Annotated in this window: 23 protein-coding genes and 1 tRNA gene; 15 read left to right on the top strand and 9 right to left on the bottom strand. The window is 66.1% G+C overall.

The features are described 5' to 3' along the window. Positions 1 to 10 precede the first annotated feature (10 nt). From VFQ64_RS11830 to VFQ64_RS11800, 7 genes are all read right to left on the bottom strand, one after another. The gene (locus VFQ64_RS11830; RefSeq protein ID WP_325103611.1) at positions 11 to 2,095 is read right to left on the bottom strand and encodes a phage/plasmid primase, P4 family; all 2,085 of its coding nucleotides are present in this window, start codon (positions 2,093 to 2,095) and stop codon (positions 11 to 13) included. After that, positions 2,085 to 2,543 carry a hypothetical protein gene (locus VFQ64_RS11825; RefSeq protein WP_325103526.1) on the bottom strand — a complete coding sequence of 153 codons (459 nt, stop codon included), beginning with the start codon at positions 2,541 to 2,543 and terminating at the stop codon, positions 2,085 to 2,087. Before VFQ64_RS11825 ends, VFQ64_RS11830 begins: the two co-directional genes overlap by 11 nt. A gap of 77 nt (positions 2,544 to 2,620) precedes the next feature. Further along, complete coding sequence (locus VFQ64_RS11820; protein ID WP_325103525.1) at positions 2,621 to 2,875, bottom strand: hypothetical protein; 255 nt, start codon at positions 2,873 to 2,875, stop codon at positions 2,621 to 2,623. Positions 2,876 to 2,885: 10 nt separating this feature from the next. Further along, complete coding sequence (locus VFQ64_RS11815; protein WP_325103524.1) at positions 2,886 to 3,161, bottom strand: helix-turn-helix transcriptional regulator; 276 nt, start codon at positions 3,159 to 3,161, stop codon at positions 2,886 to 2,888. A gap of 53 nt (positions 3,162 to 3,214) precedes the next feature. Further along, entirely contained in the window at positions 3,215 to 3,766 is a 552-nt protein-coding gene (locus VFQ64_RS11810) for a hypothetical protein (protein ID WP_325103523.1), read from the bottom strand. Continuing rightward, positions 3,763 to 5,058: a tyrosine-type recombinase/integrase gene (locus VFQ64_RS11805; RefSeq protein WP_325103522.1), complete on the bottom strand. Its 1,296-nt coding sequence runs from the start codon at positions 5,056 to 5,058 to the stop codon at positions 3,763 to 3,765. Before VFQ64_RS11805 ends, VFQ64_RS11810 begins: the two co-directional genes overlap by 4 nt. An 86-nt stretch (positions 5,059 to 5,144) precedes the next feature. After that, positions 5,145 to 5,234 (bottom strand) — tRNA-Ser (locus VFQ64_RS11800). 118 nt (positions 5,235 to 5,352) lie between these two features. Between VFQ64_RS11800 and hspQ the strand changes: the two genes are divergently transcribed. Then, positions 5,353 to 5,733 (top strand): heat shock protein HspQ, encoded by a 381-nt coding sequence (gene hspQ / locus VFQ64_RS11795; RefSeq protein WP_325103521.1) that lies wholly within the window; start codon positions 5,353 to 5,355, stop codon positions 5,731 to 5,733. A gap of 45 nt (positions 5,734 to 5,778) precedes the next feature. On the opposite strand, the gene VFQ64_RS11790 is transcribed toward hspQ, so the two are convergent. Further along, positions 5,779 to 8,463: a TonB-dependent receptor plug domain-containing protein gene (locus tag VFQ64_RS11790; RefSeq protein WP_325103520.1), complete on the bottom strand. Its 2,685-nt coding sequence runs from the start codon at positions 8,461 to 8,463 to the stop codon at positions 5,779 to 5,781. 219 nt (positions 8,464 to 8,682) lie between these two features. On the opposite strand from VFQ64_RS11790, the gene rplU reads away from it, so the two are divergent. The 14 genes from rplU to lptG all read left to right on the top strand — a co-directional run bounded on the left by rplU (position 8,683) and on the right by lptG (position 20,449). Further along, positions 8,683 to 9,027 carry a 50S ribosomal protein L21 gene (gene rplU, locus VFQ64_RS11785; protein WP_325103519.1) on the top strand — a complete coding sequence of 115 codons (345 nt, stop codon included), beginning with the start codon at positions 8,683 to 8,685 and terminating at the stop codon, positions 9,025 to 9,027. A gap of 14 nt (positions 9,028 to 9,041) precedes the next feature. Continuing rightward, a complete protein-coding gene (rpmA, locus tag VFQ64_RS11780) occupies positions 9,042 to 9,341 on the top strand; it encodes a 50S ribosomal protein L27 (RefSeq protein ID WP_325103518.1) in 300 nt (99 codons plus the stop codon). A gap of 161 nt (positions 9,342 to 9,502) precedes the next feature. Beyond that, positions 9,503 to 10,039 (top strand): GNAT family N-acetyltransferase, encoded by a 537-nt coding sequence (locus VFQ64_RS11775; protein ID WP_325103517.1) that lies wholly within the window; start codon positions 9,503 to 9,505, stop codon positions 10,037 to 10,039. A 175-nt stretch (positions 10,040 to 10,214) separates the two neighbouring features. Further along, the gene (locus VFQ64_RS11770) at positions 10,215 to 10,820 is read left to right on the top strand and encodes a helix-turn-helix domain-containing protein (protein WP_325103516.1); all 606 of its coding nucleotides are present in this window, start codon (positions 10,215 to 10,217) and stop codon (positions 10,818 to 10,820) included. A 104-nt stretch (positions 10,821 to 10,924) separates the two neighbouring features. After that, on the top strand, positions 10,925 to 11,971 hold the full coding sequence (gene obgE, locus VFQ64_RS11765; protein ID WP_325103515.1) for a GTPase ObgE: 1,047 nt from the start codon (positions 10,925 to 10,927) through the stop codon (positions 11,969 to 11,971). 31 nt (positions 11,972 to 12,002) lie between these two features. Next, on the top strand, positions 12,003 to 12,386 hold the full coding sequence (locus VFQ64_RS11760; RefSeq protein ID WP_325103514.1) for a Uma2 family endonuclease: 384 nt from the start codon (positions 12,003 to 12,005) through the stop codon (positions 12,384 to 12,386). 39 nt (positions 12,387 to 12,425) lie between these two features. Beyond that, the gene (locus VFQ64_RS11755; RefSeq protein WP_325103513.1) at positions 12,426 to 12,563 is read left to right on the top strand and encodes a hypothetical protein; all 138 of its coding nucleotides are present in this window, start codon (positions 12,426 to 12,428) and stop codon (positions 12,561 to 12,563) included. Positions 12,564 to 12,603: 40 nt separating this feature from the next. After that, complete coding sequence (gene proB / locus VFQ64_RS11750; protein ID WP_325103512.1) at positions 12,604 to 13,704, top strand: glutamate 5-kinase; 1,101 nt, start codon at positions 12,604 to 12,606, stop codon at positions 13,702 to 13,704. Continuing rightward, entirely contained in the window at positions 13,701 to 14,591 is an 891-nt protein-coding gene (locus tag VFQ64_RS11745; RefSeq protein ID WP_325103511.1) for an SDR family oxidoreductase, read from the top strand. The genes proB and VFQ64_RS11745 overlap by 4 nt, the downstream gene beginning before the upstream one ends. Positions 14,592 to 14,631: 40 nt before the next feature. Further along, complete coding sequence (locus tag VFQ64_RS11740; RefSeq protein ID WP_325103510.1) at positions 14,632 to 14,874, top strand: acyl carrier protein; 243 nt, start codon at positions 14,632 to 14,634, stop codon at positions 14,872 to 14,874. Next, a complete protein-coding gene (spt, locus tag VFQ64_RS11735) occupies positions 14,871 to 16,127 on the top strand; it encodes a serine palmitoyltransferase (protein WP_325103509.1) in 1,257 nt (418 codons plus the stop codon). Before VFQ64_RS11740 ends, spt begins: the two co-directional genes overlap by 4 nt. A gap of 50 nt (positions 16,128 to 16,177) precedes the next feature. Beyond that, a complete protein-coding gene (locus tag VFQ64_RS11730; protein ID WP_325103508.1) occupies positions 16,178 to 18,118 on the top strand; it encodes an ATP-binding protein in 1,941 nt (646 codons plus the stop codon). A gap of 55 nt (positions 18,119 to 18,173) precedes the next feature. Beyond that, complete coding sequence (gene lptF / locus VFQ64_RS11725) at positions 18,174 to 19,361, top strand: LPS export ABC transporter permease LptF (protein ID WP_325103507.1); 1,188 nt, start codon at positions 18,174 to 18,176, stop codon at positions 19,359 to 19,361. Then, a complete protein-coding gene (gene lptG / locus VFQ64_RS11720) occupies positions 19,358 to 20,449 on the top strand; it encodes an LPS export ABC transporter permease LptG (RefSeq protein WP_325103506.1) in 1,092 nt (363 codons plus the stop codon). The genes lptF and lptG overlap by 4 nt, the downstream gene beginning before the upstream one ends. Before the next feature lie 6 nt (positions 20,450 to 20,455). Here the strand turns inward: lptG and VFQ64_RS11715 are convergent, their stop codons facing one another. Then, the gene (locus VFQ64_RS11715; RefSeq protein ID WP_325103505.1) at positions 20,456 to 20,968 is read right to left on the bottom strand and encodes a hypothetical protein; all 513 of its coding nucleotides are present in this window, start codon (positions 20,966 to 20,968) and stop codon (positions 20,456 to 20,458) included. Between the last annotated feature and the right edge of the window lie 52 nt (positions 20,969 to 21,020).

The raw sequence follows: 21,020 nt of genomic DNA, 5'->3' as shown, positions 1-21,020 counted from the left end.
GAGAGAATGGTCACATCGCCTCCTCGTTATCTGAGGTGCCCAGCGCGATGCCGAGAAACCCGCGCTTCCCGCCCGGCTTACCCTTCGAAAACTTTTTGCCGAGCCTCAGGCCGAAAGCGGTTTGCGTCCCCGGCTCCTCCCCCACCCGCTGGGCGAACAGCACCCAACTGCGGTAGAGGTCGGCCGATTGCGCCTGCCTATTCGGGCCTAGTGCGCACCGCTCTTCGATCCACTGACCGAACACGTCCTGCCCTTCGAAGTAATCGGCGGTGGCAGCTTTCACCGCGTCGGGCCGATGCAAGCCGCTCCCGCCCGCCTCAGCGCGCCGCCGCTGCCAGTCGAGGCAGCCCGCGATCATCCAGCTAAGGATGCGACCTCCCTCAGCCCTCAGCTTCTGCTCGAGAAACGGATCAGGGTTCGGCGGCTTGTGCAGGAAGGGAATCATGTTGATCCGGCGCTTCATGGCGTCGTCAACTTGATGCAGACGCGGTTGATCGTTGGCCGTGAACAGCAATTTGAATTGCGGTATGTAGGTGAAGTCGTTCTGGCGCATGAAGCGCGCGGTAATAGGGTCGCCGCCCGTCGCTTGCTTGATGCGAGCTGAATTGAACTCCTTGCCTTCTTCGACCTCACTGCCGGTCACGACACGCGCGCCGCGCAGTCGCGCTAGTTCAGTCGTATGGCGTTCGCTCTTGGAGGCGGTGAACGTCTCCATGCCTGCCGTCATCGAGTATTCGCCCATGACTGCGAGCACGATGTTTAAGAACACCGATTTACCGTTGCCGCCCGATCCGAACAGGAACAGCAGCGCGTGTTCGACTGTCAGGCCGGTCAGGCTATAGCCGAGGAACTGTTGTAGGAACTGCACCAATTCTTCGTCGCCGCCTGTCCACTCACGCAGGCAGCGCAACCATAGCTCCGGCTCTTCCGGCTCCGGCACAAAACCTAGAACCTTGGTGATGCGGTCCGCCGGGTTCGGCGCTCGTGTCGTGCCGGTTCGCAGGTCGATTGTCGGCCCGCCGGGTGTCGCGGCCAGCATGGGGTCGCTGTCCCAACATGCTGACTCCACCGCGTGCGCCCTATCCGAACGGGCAAACCGCTCCGCGCCCGCCGCGACGGACGCCTTCTGCATCGCGCGCCCGCCTTCCCCTGCGGCGGCGATGCGACGACATTGCTCGAATGCCAGCCCCGTCCGCTCCGGTCGCCAGCGGGAGTCGTCCCACAGATACCAGGAGCCGCTATCATGATCGAAGAGGAGTTCGCCGCCATACCGCCGCGTGAACTCGACCGCTACGGCGTGTTCGGAAGGCGGCAGATCGTCCGCGTTCTCGCCCGCGCCAGCCGCCGCCATTTGCCGCTCCACTTCGGCCATGAGGTCGGCAGCGGTGCGCCCAGCCTCCAGCCAGTCGGTCACGTCGCCGTGGACGGGCAAGCCGGGCAACTCGACCAACACGACGGAGGCGGCGAAGCCGCGCAAGGCGGCTCGGATGGTCCGCCCGCGCTCCCGCCCGTTGTCGTCGTTGTCGGTCAGAATGGCGACACGGCGACCGCGCAACCACCGGTTGTATTCGGAGCGCCACCCCTTGGCGCCGTTGGGGTTGGTAGTAGCGATCTGGCCCTGTTCGCGGACGGTGTCCGTATCCTTCTCGCCCTCGCAAATATGGACGATGTCGTCTGGGCGCGCGCTTAGGTCCGCGATCAGTTCGGGCAGACGGTAGGGCACGTCGGCATTGTCGCCCGCGCCCTTCATCACCGCCTCTAGGCCGGGGAAGTTGTAGAAGGCGTGGGGGTCGTCGCGCCGCGCCAAATCGAGCGCGCCGTGGCCGCCGGTGAAGCGACGCCCTTTTAGGAACGCTTTGGGCTGCCCCTTGAAGATCGTGCAGGCATATGTGCCGTCAGCGCGGACGTAGTCATATTCCGCGACCACCCTTGTGGTAGCGGTCCACGGCGGGCGCTCGGGATCACCTTCGGAGAATGAACCCCGATTCTGTTGCTTTTGACGTTTGGAGAGAGAAAATCCGCTCTGCGTCTCCCCAGACGTTGCGCCCGCCGGTTCCCCTCCGGCGGACGCTTTGCTGTCTGCCTCACTCAGCATCGTCGTCACCGATGATCGCGGCATCCGCGTCGATGGCGCGCTGGATACGGGCGCGGAGGTTCCGCACGTCGATCATGGTCGCGGTGGCAACATAGCCGCCGCCAACATAGCCGCTGGCGAGGGCCAGCGAGGCGGTCGGGTGAATGGACGTGGAGCCGTTCTCCAACGTCAGCGCGGTGAGCTGGTCGGCAGTCGGGTGATCGAGCATTCCGCGCCCCAGCCGCGTAGCGGCGGCTCCGGCCACCTTGACGGTTTGACCTGCCTTGCGCTGTTCGAGGAAGAACAGGGCGACAGCCCCGCCGTCCAGCGTCCAGTGCTCGTAAGCGGGCGGTATGAAGCCGCGCGCGCCACTTGCCGCGTCGTCAGCCTGCTGCTTGCGATCCCAATCGAAACCGGCGTGCTGCAAAATGATTGGAAACTTCTTCTTCGTGATCTTTGGGTCGGGCATAATGATCTCCTTTCGCGGAGACACTTTTCTCGTGCGCCTATTCCAAACGGAATCAGGCTAACGAAAATAGTCGTTGGCTAGTGTTCTGTTGTTCGGTTGTATGGGCCGCAGCGCCCGCCGTTGCCCTCAGTCTCATCCCTGAAACCAAGCCGATGATCGGCCCAAAGCATCTTGGCATACTGCCAAGCAAAGTCGCGATCACGGCGGGCGAAGTGTTGCGGATACTGGTGGCCGCTTGCCAGCGAGGGCTCAATCAGCACCACCAGCCCGTCATCATCTTCCTTGAGCCGCACTATCGGCCCGGACGGCGCTTCTTCAGCATCGTCGTCCACGGTCCGGCGCTCAGGCGGCGTCGCGAGCGGCCATGCGGGCGGTAAGCCACGCATCGACCTCCGCCTTGACGAAGCCCAAGCTGCGTGGCCCTAGCTGGATGGGAGCGGGCAAGCCTTCGTCCGCCACCATACGCGCCAGGCCGTGTCGCGACACGCTGAGCAGCGACATGAGATCGCGCGGGCGGATGATAATGGAAGTGGGGCGGCTGCGGCGCTTGCCGGTAGTCGGCTCAAAGGGAGCGGCGGCGGGCGGGTTGGCCGTGCCGGTCGCGGGATTGAAGTTCATGGTCGGCGTCCTCAAAGACGCGAAAGGCCGCGTCCCGAACGCTAAAGCCGCAGTCAGCCGCTCTTTTTGTCCCCGGTATAATGGTCCGCGAACAGATAGCCGGGGAGAGTGGCGAGATGTGCGAGGTCGTCGGTCGCAACGCGCCGCCCCGGCGTGTCAGTCGAACGGTCGTAAGCTCGCTTTAGAGCATGGGCGGCGCGCAGCTCGCGCTCCGCTTGGGCGTCCTGTCGCCCAGCCGTTCGGAGATTAAGCGGCAGCGCTCGCTGGTGTCGAGCCGACGCTATGCGGAACGCATTTGCGCAATCCTCCATAGGGCGGTTCCGGCCCGGCCAGTAACGCTTGAACATCCAGCGTAGCAGCGCGGCATCCCGCAATGCGGCGTTCTGACCCGCACGTTCGCGGTGCGCGTCGGTTTCCGTTGGCCTGCCGGCTGTTGCCTTTGCGGCGGGCAGGCTGAGAAGGTCAGCAACCGAGGCTTCTGTCGCGCTGCGGTGATTGAACCGTCCCGTTACCAAGCCGTCAAATCGATCAAGTTCGGCATTTACCCAAGCGACAAATGCACCCCGCTCATGGTCCGAACCAAAGTCCCAAGGCGGCAGGCTCACGCCGCCGTACCGTCGATATACGCCGCCCAATCGTCCATAAGCGCCTTGCGGCGCTTGAATAGATCACCCCGGCGGTAGCTCGCCTCCACCTTACTATTGATCGCGTGCGCTAGGGCCATCTCCGCCACGATATTATCGTGCGTCGTCTCCTCCGCCGTCCAGTCGCGGAAGGTTGACCGAAAACCGTGAACCGTCGCCTCCCCAGCAAAGCCCATGTCGCCCTTTAGCAGCTTGAGCATTGCCATGTTGCTCAGGCCCTTCCCCTTGCCATTCGGAGAGATGAATACGAATGGGTTGCCCTCTTCACCGGGCAGCGCGCGCAAGATCGCCAGCGCCGGTTCGGAAAGGGGGACGCGATGCTCACGCTCCGCCTTCATTCGCTCCGCCGGGATGGTCCAGGTTGCGCCCTCTAAGTCCACTTCATCCCACGTCGCGCCGATGACCTCATCCGTTCTCACACCCGTCAAAATCAAGAACTCTAACGCTCGTGGCGCGATGCCGACGCGAGCGCGAAGCTGGCGCACAAATGCGGGCAAGTCGGCATAGTCGAGGGCCTTGTGCGGCGTCGGCTTATGGACCTTCTCCAGCTTGGGGAGGAGCTTCTTGACCTTGGCACGCAACGCCGGGTTGTCCCCCGACAACAGTCCTTCGGCAATGGCATAGTCGAACACCGCTTCCACGCGCGGCAACAGCTTCTTCGCGGTGGAGGGGCTGGCGGACCAAACGCCCTTGAGCGCGTCGCGAACGTCCATCGTGTCGATCTCACCGATGCTGGTCGCGCCGATGGACGGGAACACATGGTTGGTGAGGGAGCCACGCCAATCGGTTTCGCTCTTCCCGTCGTCGCTCCATTCGCCCTTCTTCATCTCGATCACGCGCTCAGCGACGGCCTTAAAGGTGACGCCCTCCACCTTCCGGCGCACCACCACCTTCGCCTCCCGGTTGCGGTCGGTCATCGGGTCCACGCCGTCGCGCACCATCTTGCGGAGGTGTACGGCGCGGTCGCGCGCTTCGTCCACGTTAAGGAAGTCGATGGAGCCAAGCCCCATCTCGCGAGCGCGACCCGCGAACGTGTAGCAGAACGCCCATGTCTTGCGCCCGTTGGCGCTCACCGACAGGAACAGCCCGCGTCCGTCGCTATACTTGCGGCGCTTGCTGGCCCGCTCAATGTCCCGCTTTGTCAGCCGCATCTCTTCGTCTCCGGCGCTCCGCCCATGCGAAAGCATCCCCGGTTCTTCCCCGGTTTCGGCAGAAAAGGGAACATCTTTCTTCGACGCGTAAAGACGCACCATCGCCGCGTTTAGCTCTGAAACGCGCTGGAAAGCTTGGGTTTTCTCAGTTCAAAGGAGCCGTTAAAGACGCTTTGGAAAAGAGATGTTGGCGGAGAGGGAGGGATTCGAACCCTCGGTACCCGTAAAGGCACGCCGCATTTCGAGTGCGGTACAATCGACCACTCTGCCACCTCTCCGCGAGGACGTTTCGGCTCGCAAAGGAGCGCCCGGCCGGTCGAGCGCGCGCCCTATCGTATGTCCTGCGGGCGCACAAGCGCGCTTGTGCGAACCGGTGCCGCCCCTAAATATGACGGCATGTCGCGTCATCCCACCGCCGGTCAACCGGCCCGAAACGACCCTCAGGCGCCCCCGGTCTCCGCCGCGCGCTTCGCCATCGGCGAGGTAGTCAAGCACCGCATGTTCGATTTTCGCGGCGTCATCTTCGACGTCGATCCGGTCTTCGCCAACTCGGATGAATGGTATGAGGCGATCCCCGAGGGCATCCGCCCGGCCAAGGATCAGCCCTTCTACCACCTGCTCGCCGAGAACACCGAGTCGAGCTACGTCGCCTACGTCAGCCAGCAGAACCTGGTGCCCGACGACAGTGACGAGCCGGTGGATCATCCCGCCATCGCGGGCTTGTTCACCGATTATGAGGATGGACGCTACGCGTTGCGGCGCGAGCATCGCCACTAGCCATGGGCGCCGCGCCGTGCGCGCGACGCCCGTTTGCGCAGCCGATCAATATTTGATCCGCACCCGCGCGTAATAGAAGCCGCCATTGATCCCGAACGGACCGCCCGACCGGGGATAGATCTGCCCATCGGCGAGGCTGTTGGTCAGCGCATAGATGGGGTTGGTGGTGGTCGGCGCGATCCGGTCCGGATAGGTATCGAACAGGTTGTTCGCGCCCACCGTGAGGGTGAACCGCTCGGCGAGGGTGTAGCTGATGTCGAGATCGGTCAGGAACTTGCCGCCGAAGGTTTGGCCGGGATATTCGAGCTGGTTGGCCCAGCTGCTGTAGAAGTTCTCGCGCGCGTTGATCGTGAAATTGCCGATCTGCCAGTTCGCGGACAGGTTGATGCGATGTTTGGGCGGCAGGTTGGAGATGTTGAACCGCTGCGCTGCGCTGATCACCGCCGGATCGAACTCCGTGACCGTGCTCTTGTTGTAATTATACGCAAAGGTGACGCTGAACGGATCGTCCAACAGGCGGGTGCGGTAAGTGGACACCACGTCGACGCCGCTGGTGCGCGTGTCGAACCCGTTGGTGAAATAATTCACCACCCCGCCAACCCCGACCGAGGCCAGCGACGGCAGCGACGCGACGTTGGCCGCCGTCACGTTGAAGTTCTGCGAGATGCCGATCCGGTCCCGCACCTTGATGGTATAGGCGTCGATCGTAAGCGTGAACCCGTTCTTAGGGTCGATCACGATGCCGGCGCCGAAGTTCAGCGACTTCTCCGGCCTGAGCACCGTCGCGCCATAGAATTGTGCGATGTCGCTGGTCACCGGATAGGTGCCGGTCTGCACCTGCGTACCGCCCAGGAAGTTGGTGGTGAGGATCTGCGTGTTGTTCTGCCCCGGCGACGGTGCATGGAAGCCGGTGCCGACGGTGAAGCGCAGCGAGGTCACGTCCGTGGCGCGATAGATCGCGTTGAACTTGCCCACCCAGGTGCTGCCGAAGGTCTCGTAATCCTCGAAGCGCCCGGCGATGCCGGCGGAGAAGTCCGGGACGATGTCGGCTTCGGCGGCGGCGTAGATGCCATAGCTTTCCTGGCTGTTCTTGCCGGCGAAGATCGGGCTCACGCCGCCGTAACCGCTCGCGGCCGGCGACTGGGTGGCGACGATCTGCCCGCCCGTGGCGTTCAGCGCCGGCGCGTAGACACCCGGCACGACCAGGTCGTACAGCGGCTGGCGTGCGAAGGGACCGGCAGCGTAGGACTGCAGGTCGCCGACCGTCGTCTCATATTGCTCGCGTCGGTGCTCCGCGCCTGCCGACAGCGTGATCGGGCTCGCGAACCCCGCTTCCAGCGCATAGGTGAAGTCGGCGTTGAGGTTGCGCTCGGTCTGGATCAAATCGCCGAAGAAGAAGCTGGTCTGACTCTGCGGACCGAACGAAGCGCTGAGCGAATCCGTCATCGACAGCGACAGCGAGTTGCGCGCCAGCGTCGCCGAGAGATCATAGGTGAAGTTACCCAGATCGCCCTTCAGTCCGCCCGTGCCATAGATCTGCTCCACCTCGCCGATGAAGCGCGGGGTGAACCCGCCCGGGTAGATCGAGTTGAAGTTGAAGGTCGCACCGCCGTTGCGGACGAACCCGCCGGCCGGGCACGTCGCGTTGCCCGCCGGGCAGGCGGTCGTGTAGATCGTGTTGAACGCACCATTGGCGCCCGGCGAGCGGGTCGCGGCGGTGCCGCTGCCGTCATTGACCGCCAGTGGCGTCGGTGCCCCGATCGGCGAGCGGTAGTTGAAGCTCTGGTTGGCGCTGCTCTGCGCATAGTTGACCGTCAGATAAGCCTTGGCGGCATCGGTGAACTCATAGGCGGAGTTCAGGAACAGCTTGAAGCCGTCCGCCGGCGACGTGCCCCAGATCTGCGCCGGTCCCGGGAAGTTGGGGATGCGGTTGGCGACACCGGGGTTTACCGTCGCGAGCACCACCGCCAGCGGACGGGTTGCGCCGCGGCTGGTGCCCTTTTCGTTGAAATACTCGCCCGACACGTTAACGAAGCCACGCTCGCCTAGCTTGAAACCGACATTGCCCGCGATCTGGTACCGCTCGCCGTCGCCTTCATAGGTTTGGCCGTACAGCGCCTGCAGTTCGATGCCGCTATTCTCGCGCAGCTGATAGTTGATCACGCCCGCGATCGCGTCAGAACCATATTGCGCGGTCGCGCCGTCGCGCAGGATCTGCAGGCTACCGATAGCGATCGACGGGATGTTGGCGATGTCCGACCCTTGCGAGCCATAGGACAGCGCCGTGTCGGCACCCGAATAGACCTGCACCAGCGCCGATCGATTGTACCGCTTGCCGTTGACCATCACCAGGATCTGATCGGCGCCCAAACCACGCAGCGACGGCGGCCGGACAAAGGTGGACGCGTCGGAGATCGTGTTCTGCGGGATGAAGAAGGAGGGGACGAGGTTGCGGACGATGTCCAGCATGTTCGCCGCCGGCTGCGCCTGCAGCTCCTCCGCCCCGATCACGTCGACCGGCGAGGCCGAATCCGTGACGGTGCGGTCGGTACGGCGGGTGCCGATCACCACCACGTCGGACGCAGCGCGCGTCGTGTCGTCTTGCGCCGCTTGCTCTGCCGGAGTGTCGGGACGCCCGATCGTGGGCTCGGGTGCAGTTGCCTGCCCCCAAGCGGGTGAGGCGACCAGCGCGGTGCACGAAAGCAAAAGCGAAATGGCGGTCCGGCGCATAAATTGTTCCCCCCAGGATTGTGCGTCGCAACATCCTGTGCCGAGCCCTCCGTGGCAGCAAGGCCACTGCTACGACTTCTAAACATTTGTTACGGCTGTGTTGCGATTGAGTAACACCGCTGACGCGGTTGACAGCGCGCGCGGCGTCGCTTAGCTGCCGACCTTCTCCCGACGGGCTTGCCCGGACGGGCGTTCAGATTTGAAGAAGAAAGAATACCCATGTTCGCAGTCGTGCGCACGGGCGGCAAGCAGTATCGCGTCGCCGCCGGAGACAAGATCGTCATCGACCGGATCGAGGGCGAGGCCGGCGCGTCGGTGACGCTGGGCGACGTGCTGCTCGCGGGCGAGGGCTCTGAGCTGCGGAGTGCCGCCGGCCTCACCGTCGCCGCCGAGATCATCGCGCAGGCGAAGGGCGAGAAGGTCATCGTCTTCAAGAAGCGTCGTCGTCACAATTATCGTCGCCGCAACGGCCATCGCCAGCTGCACACGATCCTGAAGATCGTGTCCGTCGGTGGTCAATCGCAGCAGCAGTCGGGCGACACCGTCCCGGCCGCTCAGGCGTAAGGAGCTAGGGACTCATGGCACATAAGAAAGCAGGCGGTTCGTCGCGCAACGGTCGCGATTCGGCCGGTCGTCGTCTCGGCGTGAAGCTGTTCGGCGGACAGGAGTGCGTCGCCGGCAACATCATCGTGCGTCAGCGCGGGACCAAATTCTATCCGGGCAAGAATGTCGGCATGGGCACGGATCATACTCTGTTCGCGCTCGTCGACGGTCGTGTCGCGTTTGCGCAAGGCAAGCTCGGCCGAAAGTTCTGTTCGGTCGTGGTCGCGAACGATGCGGCGACCACCACCGAGCCGATGGCCATCGCGGCCGAATAAACGGGTAACCGGACGGGTTGCCCACCAGGGCGACCCGGGTCCACCAGGACCAGCCAACAAGGGAGACGGGTCACCACCTGGCTCCCTTTTTTCTTGCTCCCTCACCCATGTTGTCGCCGGGCCGTCATCCAGACGTGCTTGGCGGCGGGAGGAGAGCAGGCATGTTCGCACGGACCCCTCGACTGACGCTGCGCCCCGGCTGGCCGGAGGATGCCGCCGGCCTGCATCGCGCGATCGCGCATGAGGTGGTGGCGATGCGCCTTGCGCGCCTGCCTTGGCCCTATACCCTGGACCATGCGCAGGAATGGCTGGGTACGGCGCCGACGCCAGGCAATCACCCGCTGCTGATCTTCGCCCACGATCTCGGAGCCGCGCCGGAACTGGTCGGCGGGATCGGCCTGCATCCGGCCGGCGATGCCCTGGAGATCGGCTATTGGCTGGCACCGTTCGCCTGGGGTCGCGGCTATGCGACGGAGGCCGGCCGCGCGGTCGTCGACATGGCCAGGCACGCGCTGGGGCAGGAGCGGCTGGTATCCGGGCACTTCGCCGACAACCCGGCGTCCGGCCGGGTGCTCGGCAAGCTTGGGTTCCGCCAGAACGGCAGCGAGCAGCGCCATTGCCTTGCGCGGGGCGAGGCGGTGGAATGCCTGACCTTCGAGCTCGACCTGGTGGACCGACCGGTGCTGATGGCGGCCTGACGAATCCTCCGCGTTCACGGGGAGGGGGACCGCCGCGCATGCGCGGTGGTGGAGCGGGCGGGCCGCAAGATGGGCGCGCGCGGAAACCCCCTCCGCCAGCCGAAAAGACGGCTGCCACCTCCCCGTGAACGGGGAGGATTGAACAGGCGAGTGAAAGCAGCGACACCCACCGGCGATGTCCGTCACCCCCCTCACCGTCCGCCGCCGCCTCTCCCCTTCCGCATCACGCGACGCGGCGCTCGACGCCGCACGCGATCTGCTGGTCGAGGTCGGCCCGCAGGCGGTGACGCTGAAGGCCGTCGCGGCGCGGATCGGCCGCACCCATGCCAACCTGCTCCACCACTTCGGCTCCGCCGACGAACTGCAAAAAGCGCTGATCGCGCGCATGGCCGCAAGCATCACCGGCACCATTCGTGAGGCGGTGATCCGATCCCGCGAGGTACACGACCCGGCAGAGGTGGTCGATCTCACCTTCGACGCCTTCGGTCAGGGTGGCGCCGGCGCGCTGGCGAGCTGGATGATCCTGTCAGGCAACGAGAACGCGCTCGACCCGATCCTGACGGCGATCCACGATGTGGTGGACGAGCTGGTCGAAACGCACGACACGCCGGGCCTGCCGATCCACGAGGAGACACTGCAGCTGGTGCTGATGGCGCTCGGGGATGCGCTGCTGGGCGCGCCGATGGCGCGGGCACTGGGGCTGCCCAGGGATGCGGCAAGGGGGTTGGCCCGGAAGATGTTGCTCCTCGACCGCCAGGCAGCGCCCTCCGCCGCGCGCTGAGCCCGCCGCGGCAAAGCCGCGTCGTCGGACGCGGCTGGTGGCGCGCCGGCCGAGCTTGCGCTCAGGCGTCGCTTTAGCTGCGGTAAAGCGTTACGGCGCGAGCCATGCATTTCCTCGACCAGGCCAAGATCTTCGTCCGCTCCGGCGCCGGCGGCCCCGGCGCCGTCTCCTTCCGCCGTGAGAAGTTCATCGAATATGGCGGCCCCGACGGCGGTAACGGCGGTAAGGGCGGCGACATCATCTTCGAGGCCGTACCCGGCCTGAACACGCTGATCGACTTTCGCTACACCCAGCATTTCCGCGCCCCGCGTGGCCATGGCGGTTCGGGCAGCAACCGCACCGGCGGCGGCGGCGACGACCTCGTCATCAAGGTGCCGATCGGCACGCAGGTGCTGTCGGAGGACAAGGAGGAAGTCCTGCTCGACTTCACGCGGGCTGGCCAGCGCGAGGTGTTCCTGCGCGGGGGCGACGGCGGGCGCGGGAACGCGAGCTACAAGACCTCCACCAACCGCGCGCCGCGCCAGCATGGCGAGGGCTGGCCGAACGCGGAAGCCTGGGTCTGGCTGCGCCTCAAGCTGCTCGCCGACGCCGGGCTGGTGGGGCTGCCCAACGCGGGCAAGTCGACCTTCATCAACCAGGTGACCAACGCGCAGGCCAAGGTCGGCGAATACGCCTTCACCACCACCCGACCCCAGCTCGGCGTGGTGCGTCACAAGGGCCGCGAGTTCGTGCTCGCCGATATCCCCGGCTTGATCGAGGGCGCGGCGGAAGGGGCCGGCATCGGCGACCGGTTCCTGGGCCATATCGAGCGCTGCCGCGTCCTCCTCCACCTGGTCGACGCGCAGGACGAGGATGTGGCGGAAAGCTTTCGCGTGGTGCGCGACGAGCTTGCCGCGTACGGCGCCGGGCTCGACGACAAGCCGGTGGTGGTCGCACTCAACAAGATCGACACGTTGGACGACGAGTTGATCGCGGCACTCTCGGCCGAGCTGGAGGAGGCGAGCGGCGCCGAGGTCATCCCCCTGTCCGGTGCCAGTGGCGTCGGCGTCGACTGGGCGCTCGACCGGCTGTTCGAAGCGATCGGCCCGGAGGCGACGGTGGTCGCGGACGATGACGAGGATGCGGACGAGGTGGAGTGGTCGCCCGTATGACGGCCCGGGCGCTTTGTGCTATCGGACCGTAATGGCGTCAGGATCTGATTACCCCCTGACCCTGCTTTCGGTCGAGGAATTCCTCGCCATCACGTTCGGCGATCAGAAGGCCGAGCTGGATCGCGGTGAAATCCGGATGATGGCGGGCGCCAAGTTGCGTCACAACCGGGTCATGTTGAATATCCAGGTTGCTTTGTCGGCTCGGCTGCGGGGAACCGGTTGTACGCCCTATGGCTCCGATCAGGGTATCCGAACTCTCGACCGAACCGTCCGGTATCCGGATGTGAGTGTCCTGTGCGGTCACGATGGACCCGAGGACGACGACATACGCCTGCTTGAAGATCCACGCGTGATCTTCGAAATCTTGTCGGCTGGGACCACGCGCACCGATCTGCGCGTAAAACTGCCCGAGTAGCAGGCGCTCGACAGCGTCGAGACGATCGTATTCGTCGACATGGCGACCGAACGCGTCCGGGTGATCCAACGGACCGGCCCGAAGGGGTGGAGCGACGTCAGCTACGATGACGCGTTCGACATTCCCCTGCCCTCGCTCGGCGTCACTCTCCCACATGCGGAAATCTTCGCACGCTGACGTGGCCTGCGCGGGCAGCGCGCGCTACCAGCGAGGCGGCATGCTGTTCCCCCCCGCCTCCTGCCCCCGCCTGATCGTCAAGATCGGCTCGGCGCTGCTCGTCGGCGACGACGGCACCGTGCGGCGCGCTTGGCTGGAGGGCATCGCCGCCGACATCGCAGCCCGCGCCGGCGATGGGCAGCAGGTCGCGGTCGTCTCCTCCGGCGCGATCGCGCTCGGCGCGCGCAAGCTGAACCTGCCTAGGGGCGGCCGTGCGAGCCTCGAGGACGCACAGGCCGCCGCGGCGACCGGGCAGATCGCGCTCGCGCAGGCCTGGACCGAGGTACTGGCCGCCCAAGGACTGACCGCGGCGCAGATGCTGGTCACACTTGACGATCTGGAGGACCGCCGACGCTACCTCAATGCCGCCGCGACGCTCGACCGGCTGCTGTCACTGCGCGCGGTGCCGATCCTCAACGAGAACGACAGCGTGGCGACCGCCGAGATCCGCTTCGGCGACAACGACCGCCTCGCCGCCCGCGTCGCTCAGGCCGCGGGCGCGAGCGGGGTGCTGCTGCTCTCCGACGTCGACGGCCTCTACGATCGCAACCCGTCCTTGCCGGACGCGCGGCACATCGCCCGGGTCGATCGGCTCGATCCCACGATCCTGGCGATGGCCGACGCCGGTTCGGGCTCTGGCATAGGCTCCGGCGGCATGGTGTCAAAGCTCGCCGCCGCGCGCATCGCCACGGCCGCGGGCATTCCCCTTGCGATCGCGTCCGGCCGTGCCGACCGGCCGCTCTCGACGCCCGCCCGGCACACGCTGTTCGCCGCCGAGCGCACCGCACCGGCGCGCAAGGCGTGGCTCTCCGGGGGGCTGACCGCAAAGGGCGCGATCCGGGTGGACGCCGGCGCGGCGAAGGCGTTGCGCGCCGGGAGTAGCCTGCTCGCCGCCGGTGCGACCGACGTGACGGGAAGCTTCGCGCGCGGCGACCTGGTGACGATCGAGGGCCCGGACGGCCCCGTCGCGCGGGGCCTCGCCGAATATGACGCCGCCGAGACACGGATGCTGCTGGGCAAGCGGTCGGACGAGCAGCTCGCGATCCTCGGCTACGCGCCACGCGCGGCGCTGATCCACCGCAACCATCTGGCGCTGCTGTGATCCTCGCGCTCACCGGCGCTACCGGCTTCGTCGGCGGCCATGTGCTCGACCAGGCGCTTGCCGCCGGGCACCAGGTCCGCGCCCTCACCCGCCGCCCGCAAGCCGAACGGATGGGCGTGACCTGGATCGCGGGCGACCTCGCGAGCAGCGGCCGCTTCGCGCAAGGCGCGGATGCGGTGGTCCACGTCGCCGGTGTCGTCAACGCGCCCGACCGGGCGGGCTTCGCCGCGGGTAATGTCGACGGCACGCGCAGGATGCTCGCCGCCGCCCGTGATGCCGGGGTGCGGCGGTTCGTCCACGTTTCCTCGCTTGCCGCGCGCGAGCCTGGACTGTCCGCCTATGGCTGGTCGAAGGCCGAGGCCGAGAAGCGCGTCGAAGACTCCGACCTGGACTGGACCATCGTCCGCCCACCCGCCGTGTTCGGCCCGGGCGATCTCGAGATGCTAGACATGTTCCGGCTCGCGCGACGCCATGTCGTGCCGCTGCCGCCGCGCGGGCGCCTCTCGGTGATCGCGGTCGAAGACCTCGCCGCCTTGTTGTTGGCGCTGGCCGCGACGAGTGGCCCGCGTACGATCTACGAAGCCGACGACGGTACGGGAGGGTGGACCCACGATGGGTTCGCCCGTGCGATCGGCCGCGCGGTGGGCAAGCGCGTGCTCCCGCTCCCCTTGCCCGGGCTCCTGCTCTCCGCCGCCGCCGCCATCGACGCCGCCTTGCGCGGCCCTGGCGCGAAGCTCACGCCCGATCGCGTCGCTTATTTCCGCCACCCCGATTGGACAATCGACCCCGCGCGCCGCCCGCCAGCGGCGCTATGGCAACCGGTGCAGCCGACCGGCGACGCGCTGGCGCGAACGGCCGCGTGGTATCGTACGCAGGGCTTGCTATAGCCGCCCCATCACCGCCGCATTCGCGCGCCAGGAACCGATCATGAGCGACCGCCAAGCCATCCTCGACACCGTCACTGCCCAGATCGAGCCCTTCAACAAAAAGGGTGTCGTGATCTCCGAGGCGACCACCTTTCAGGGAGACCTGGAATGGGACAGCCTGACCGTGATGGATTTCGTCGCGGCGATCGAAGACGAGTTCGACATTATTATCACCATGAACATGCAGGCCGAGATCGAGTCGGTCGGGCAACTGGTCGATGCGGTGGCGAAGTTGAAGGCATGACGGAGACTGGTCTCCAGCCCGAGCGACTGGACCTCGACCCCGCCCCGATCGCGCCGGAACGCGACCTGATGAGCAAGTTCGACGGCCTGATCGCGGAGCGCCGGGCGCTGATCGACACCGGTGTCACCGATCCGTTCGCGATCGTCATGGACGAGGTACGGTCGCCGACGGTCGCCGTGATCGGCGGGCGTGAGACGATCCTGCTCGGCACCTACAACTATATGGGCATGACCTTCGACCCCGACGTGCTCGCGGCGGGGCACGAGGCGCTGGCGAGGTTCGGCTCCGGCACGAACGGCAGCCGCATGCTCAACGGCACCTTCCGCGACCATATGGAGGCCGAGGAAGCGCTGCGCGAGTTCTACGGTACCACCGGCGCGATCGTGTTCTCGACCGGCTACATGGCCAATCTCGGCATGATCTCCACGCTCGCTGCCAAGGGCGAGTATGTCATCCTCGACGCGGACAGCCACGCCTCGATCTATGACGGCTGCGCGCAAGGCAACGCGGAGATCGTCCGCTTCCGTCACAACTCGGTCGAGGATCTCGACAAGCGCCTCGGACGACTTCCCAGGGAACCCGGTAAACTCGTTGTTCTGGAAGGCGTTTATTCCATGCTCGGCGACGTCGCGCCGCTTAAGGAGATGGTCGCCGTCGCCAAGCGGCACGGCGCGATGGTGCTGTCCGACGAGGCGCATTCGATGGGCTTTTACGGCCCGAACGGCCGCGGCGTGTACGAGGCGCAAGGGTGCGACGTCGACTTCGTGATCGGCACTTTCTCCAAGTCGGTCGGCACCGTCGGCGGCTTTTGCGTCAGCAACCATCCGAAGTTCGAGGCGATCCGTCTCGCCTGCCGCCCGTATATCTTCACCGCCAGTCTACCCCCGAGCGTCGTCGCTACGGCAGCGGCTTCGATCCGGAAGCTCCGCTATGCGCACAACAAACGTCAGCATCTTTGGGAAAATGCGCGTAAATTGCATGCGGGGCTGAAGCAGTTCGGCTTCCAGCTCGGCACCGACGCGCCGGACAGCGCCATCATCGCCATCATCTTGGAGGACCAGGAGCAAGCGGTGGCGATGTGGCAGACGCTGCTTCACGGCGGCGTCTATGTGAATATGGCGCGTCCGCCCGCCACGCCGGCCGGTACCTACCTGCTGCGCTGCTCGTTATGCGCGGAGCATACGACAGAACAGCTAGACCGTGTGCTGGCCCTATTCGCGAAGGCAGGCCGGACGGTGGGCGCGATTGGGTGAGAGGAGTAGCACCACTGTTCGCCGGTCGCGTTTCGCGGTAAACGGCGAAAGTGAGCGCGGATGAGGCCGAGATCGTGGCGCCCGGCGGCAGTTTCGGGTGGCGGGCGATCATCCTGGCGGTGTTGGCCCTGGCGGGTGCTGCCGTGCTGGTGGCGCTGATCCTGACCCTGCGAGGCGCCAACCGCGAACGCGATCGCGCGCTGCAGCTTCAGGGTCGCAGCTACGACGTCATGATCCTGGCCCGCACCGTCGCAGGCACCATCGCGCGCGCGGAAGCGTCGCTCGGCCGATACGTCATCTCCACCGATCGCCAGCTCGGCCAGCTCTATGCGGACGAGTGGCAGGCGGCCGGATCGCAGCTCGACAGGCTTGCTCGCATCACTGCCGCCGACGCGGAGCAACAGCGCCGGATCAGCCGCTTGCGCGACGCTTATGAGACCCGCGGCGAGGAACTGTCGCTGACCGCACTGTCGACCCGATACAAGAAGAACAATCAAGCGCTCGCCCTCTACCATCGCGCCCGACAGGCCCCCGCGCTTGCGGCGATCCATCGCGAACTCGACCTGATCACTGCCTATGAGCGCATGCTGCTCAACGAGCGGACCGCCCGGGCCATGGCGACGGTGCGCGACGCCAGCCGAATAGCCGGCATCTTGGCGGGGTTCGGGATCCTGCTGGTGCTCGGCGCGATCACCCTCGGCTGGATCATCGTGCGGACCATGCGCGAACGCGCGGAGGCCGAAACCGAGGCCGCAGCGGCGTCGCAGCGCGCCGACGAACTCTCCGCTGCCGTGGCTGCCGCCACCGACGAGCTGCGCGTCCAGGAGGCACGGCTGCGTCAGGTGCAGAAGATGGAAGCGGTCGGCCAGCTCACCGGCGGTATCGCGCATGATTTCAATAATATGCTCGCCGTTGTTACCGGCGGACTGGAGCTTGCTGCCCGGTCTTTGACCCAAAACCCCGCCGCCGCACGTCGCCATATCGAAAGCGCCACCGAAGGCGCGAACCGGGCTGCCGCGCTGACCCGCCGCTTGCTCGCGTTCAGCCGCGAGGAGTCGCTCAAGCCGGAATCGATCGAGGTCGCACAGCTCGTTGCGGGGATGCGCGATCTGCTCGATCGCACGCTCGGTGACGGCATCACAGTGCTGTTTCGCGACGAGGCGCGCGGGTGGCGGGTACGCGCGGACCGGGTGCAGTTGGAGAACGCCCTGCTTAACCTTGCCGTCAATGCCCGCGACGCGATGGATGGACGTGGCGAGTTGACGATCGTGTCGGGCGCCGTGGCGCTCGCCGGTGCGGTGGTCGGCGACTGTGTGGCGGGCGACTATGTCACCGTCGCCGTCCACGACACGGGCTGCGGCATGACCGCGGAGGTGGCGGAGCGCGTGTTCGAGCCGTTCTTCACCACCAAGGAGGTTGGCAAGGGGACGGGGCTCGGCCTCAGCCAGATTTTCGCGTTAGTACAGCAGCTGGGGGGAGCGGTCGGCATCGCCAGTGCGCCTGGCGCCGGGACGACGGTCACCCTCCATCTGCCGCGCGACAAGACCGAGGAGCGCGAGACGACCCACCTCAGCCTATCGGTGCTTGGGGCGGCCCCTCCCCCCAGCCTCGACATCCTGGTGGTGGAGGACGACCCGCGCGTCCTGGCCGCGACCATGGGGGCGTTGGCCGAACTCGGCCATCGGCCCGTCGCCTGTGACGACCCGCTGCGCGCGCCGGCGATGCTGGAAGCGGCGGGTGGCGTCGACCTGCTGATGTCCGATGTGCTGATGCCGCGCCAGACCGGGCCGGAGATGGTGGCGGGCCTGGAGGATCGTTGGCCCAACATGGCGGTAATGTTCGTAACCGGCTTCGCCGGTGATGTCGCCACGCACCAGCTCCACGGCCGGCCGGTACTCCGCAAACCCTACACGCTGGCCGCGCTGGAGAGCACACTCGCCGAAGCCATGGCGCAGCGAGACGCACAGCCGGAGCCGATCGCCGCGGAGTAGCGTGCGCCGATGGAGGGGTGACGCCCCTGTGCTCGCCCGTTACAGCGCGAGGCTCATGCAATCCATCGACCGCTACATGGCCCGGCTGATCGCGTTGCCGTTGTTCTCGACGCTGGTCATCGCCGCCATGCTGTTGATCCTCGATCGCATGCTGCGCTTGTTCGATTTCGTCGCGACCCAGGGCGGGCCGATCAGCGTGGTGTGGCGGATGCTCGCCAATCTGCTGCCGGAATATCTCGGCCTCGGCATCCCGATCGGACTGTTGCTTGGCATCCTGCTCGCTTTTCGCCGGCTCGCTACCACCTCCGAGCTCGACGTGCTGCGCGGCGTGGGCATGAGTTATGGGCGGCTGCTGCGGGTTCCGTTTATGTACGCACTGGTGCTGGCGGCGGTGAACCTCGCCATTGTCGGCTATGTCCAGCCGCAGGCACGCTTTTACTACGAGCAGCTTCGCTTCGAGCTGCGGACCGGCGCGCTCGGCGCCTCGATCAAGGTCGGCGAGTTCACCCATTTCGGATCCAAGATGACGATGCGGATCGAGGAGAGCGAGGACAAGGGGCGCCGCCTGTCCGGCATCTTCGTCCACCAGCAATCGACGCCGGAGGCATGGGTCTCGGTCAGCGCCAAGACCGGCGAGTTCCTTGCGACGGACGATCCCAACACCATCATCTTCCGGCTGACGGAGGGCACGCTAATCCATCAGGAGCCGAAGTTCCGCGCGCCCCGAGTGCTGACCTTCACCTCCCACGACCTGCCCATTCCGCTGCCGAAGACGGAGAGCTTCCGCGACCGAGGCGGGCGCAACGTCGAATGGACGCTGCCGGAGCTGGCGAGGTTGGGCAAGGATGGCCAGACCGAGCAGCTACGCAACCAGACCCGCGCGGAATTCCACTTCCGCGTGGCGGAGGTCGCGTCGATGTTCCTGCTGCCGCTGCTCGCGCTGGCCCTCGGCATCCCGCCCAAGCGCAGCACGTCCGCGCTCGGCGTGTTCCTGGCGATCGTGATGGTCGTCACTTATCACAAGGTGAACCAGTATGCGACGGACGTCGGCGAGCTCGGCCGCGTCGACCCGGTGATTGCCCTATGGGTTCCCTTCGCGATGTTCGCGGGCCTGACCGGCTGGATGTATTATCAGATCGCGCATGTGCCCGGCGGCCAGCCGATCGGCGGGCTGGAACGCTTCTTCTCGCGCGTTGCCAAGCTCGTCACCGGCCGCTTCCGCCGACGTGAGGCAATCGCATGACCGGCTTTTTCCCGTCGCGTACCGTCTCCTTTTACATGGCGCGGCTGTTCCTGGTACGCACCTTCGGCATCCTTGCGGCGCTGGTCATCGTGCTACAGGCGCTCGATCTGCTGAGCGAGTCGGGCAAGATCCTCGCCGTACCCGGCAATGGCGACGCGCAGGTCTGGGGCTATGTCTCGCTCCGCGCGCCGGAGATCGCCGCGCGGTTCCTGCCCTTCTCCGTGTTGCTCGGCACCATCCTGACGCTGATCCAGATGAACCAGAATTCGGAGGTGGTGGCGCTCAAGTCCGCCGGCATGTCCGCGCATCAGGTGCTGGCGCCGCTGCTGGTAGCCAGCCTGGGTGTCGCGCTACTCTCCTTTGCGTTCAACGACCGGATCGTGTCACGCGCCACTGCGACGCTCGACCTCTGGCAGAAGGCCGAATACGGGCCGCTCCCACGCGATCGCGGCGACCGCAGCAACGTCTGGGTGCGCGATGGCGACGACCTGGTGCAGGTCGACAGCATCACCGGCCGCGGCGACGCCGCGCGGCTCGCCGGGGTCACCGTCTATGACCGCAGCGGCGGCTCTCTGATGGCGATTGTCCGGGCGGCCGAGGGGCGGCGCCACGGCGACGGCTGGCGGGTGCGGTCGGCGACCCGCTTCGACGTCGCCAGCGGGCAGGTCACGGCACTGGGCGACATCGTCGTCGCGCGTGGCGTCCGCGCCGACCAGTTCACGCTCGGTACCGTCAACGCGGAAGGCCTCAGCTTCCGCGCCTTGCGGGCCGCGATCGGCGACCTCGCCGATGCCGGGCGCCCGACCAAGGCGCTGGAGGGCGCGCTGTGGCACAAGCTGTCGGGTCCACTGTCATCGGTGCTGATGCCGCTGCTCGGCGCTGTCGCCGCATTTGGGCTCGCCCGCTCGGGTCAGCTGTTCCTGCGCGCGGTGATGGGCATGGCGCTCGGCTTCGCCTATTTCGTCGCCGACAATTTCGCGTTGGCGATGGGCAATCTCGGCGCCTACCCGCCCTTCCTCGCCGCCTGGGCGCCGTTCCTGCTGTTCTTCCTGATCGGCGAGGCGGTGCTGATCCGGTCGGAGGAGTAGCCAGTTCTAGCTCAACATGCCACCGGGAGGCACAGTGGCGATCTTTTGGAATAGCTTTGGTCGGTCGCGGTGCAGCGTCCATTGCGGTGTGCCGCGAACCTGAGCGTTAGGGTATTGATCCAGCCAGAACATGTTCGGGTCGTGGCGAGTGACTGGCAGGATCTTGACGATCCGCGCGGGTCCGCTGCGAACGTTGAGCTTACTAGCATGGCTTGCAAGGAAGCGGTCCAGTTCCGCGTCGACTACCGCTTCCTGATAGCCAAAGCGCTTACCCAAGTCGGCGCGCAAAATGTCTGTTCGCCGCGCATATTCATCGGCGTCGCGCTGGTACTGCCAACCACCCGAATAACTGGTGGTGTCAGTCCAGTCGAATTCTCCTACCGCGACGGGCTCGCAAAGCTCATAGACGTCATAGCCCTTTGCAAGCCGCCCCGGACGATACCCGATCCGCCGCTCCACCTCATCGAACGCAACGCTGGCAATGGCCGCATACGTCGTGACGTCTCCCGACAGCTTCATCGCACTCGCCTCCCCCTGCAACGGGATGCGACAATTGGCTAAGAGAACGGCT

It is taken from the genome of Sphingomonas sp., assembly GCF_035714405.1.
Classification (GTDB): domain Bacteria; phylum Pseudomonadota; class Alphaproteobacteria; order Sphingomonadales; family Sphingomonadaceae; genus Sphingomonas.
Note: the sequence above shows the minus strand (reverse complement) of the source record. Positions and strands in the feature narration are given on the sequence as shown.

Excerpts from the sequence above, each read along its gene's own strand:
- VFQ64_RS11830 (WP_325103611.1), bottom strand. The coding sequence starts at position 2,095 with ATGCTGAGTGAGGCAGACAGCAAAGCGTCCGCCGGAGGGGAACCGGCG.
- VFQ64_RS11825 (WP_325103526.1), bottom strand. The coding sequence starts at position 2,543 with ATGCCCGACCCAAAGATCACGAAGAAGAAGTTTCCAATCATTTTGCAG.
- VFQ64_RS11815 (WP_325103524.1), bottom strand. The coding sequence starts at position 3,161 with ATGAACTTCAATCCCGCGACCGGCACGGCCAACCCGCCCGCCGCCGCT.
- VFQ64_RS11805 (WP_325103522.1), bottom strand. The coding sequence starts at position 5,058 with ATGGTGCGTCTTTACGCGTCGAAGAAAGATGTTCCCTTTTCTGCCGAA.
- hspQ (WP_325103521.1), top strand. The coding sequence starts at position 5,353 with ATGTCGCGTCATCCCACCGCCGGTCAACCGGCCCGAAACGACCCTCAG.
- VFQ64_RS11790 (WP_325103520.1), bottom strand. The coding sequence starts at position 8,463 with ATGCGCCGGACCGCCATTTCGCTTTTGCTTTCGTGCACCGCGCTGGTC.
- rplU (WP_325103519.1), top strand. The coding sequence starts at position 8,683 with ATGTTCGCAGTCGTGCGCACGGGCGGCAAGCAGTATCGCGTCGCCGCC.
- rpmA (WP_325103518.1), top strand. The coding sequence starts at position 9,042 with ATGGCACATAAGAAAGCAGGCGGTTCGTCGCGCAACGGTCGCGATTCG.
- VFQ64_RS11775 (WP_325103517.1), top strand. The coding sequence starts at position 9,503 with ATGTTCGCACGGACCCCTCGACTGACGCTGCGCCCCGGCTGGCCGGAG.
- VFQ64_RS11770 (WP_325103516.1), top strand. The coding sequence starts at position 10,215 with ATGTCCGTCACCCCCCTCACCGTCCGCCGCCGCCTCTCCCCTTCCGCA.
- obgE (WP_325103515.1), top strand. The coding sequence starts at position 10,925 with ATGCATTTCCTCGACCAGGCCAAGATCTTCGTCCGCTCCGGCGCCGGC.
- VFQ64_RS11760 (WP_325103514.1), top strand. The coding sequence starts at position 12,003 with ATGGCGTCAGGATCTGATTACCCCCTGACCCTGCTTTCGGTCGAGGAA.
- VFQ64_RS11755 (WP_325103513.1), top strand. The coding sequence starts at position 12,426 with ATGGCGACCGAACGCGTCCGGGTGATCCAACGGACCGGCCCGAAGGGG.
- proB (WP_325103512.1), top strand. The coding sequence starts at position 12,604 with ATGCTGTTCCCCCCCGCCTCCTGCCCCCGCCTGATCGTCAAGATCGGC.
- VFQ64_RS11740 (WP_325103510.1), top strand. The coding sequence starts at position 14,632 with ATGAGCGACCGCCAAGCCATCCTCGACACCGTCACTGCCCAGATCGAG.
- spt (WP_325103509.1), top strand. The coding sequence starts at position 14,871 with ATGACGGAGACTGGTCTCCAGCCCGAGCGACTGGACCTCGACCCCGCC.
- lptF (WP_325103507.1), top strand. The coding sequence starts at position 18,174 with ATGCAATCCATCGACCGCTACATGGCCCGGCTGATCGCGTTGCCGTTG.
- lptG (WP_325103506.1), top strand. The coding sequence starts at position 19,358 with ATGACCGGCTTTTTCCCGTCGCGTACCGTCTCCTTTTACATGGCGCGG.
- VFQ64_RS11715 (WP_325103505.1), bottom strand. The coding sequence starts at position 20,968 with ATGAAGCTGTCGGGAGACGTCACGACGTATGCGGCCATTGCCAGCGTT.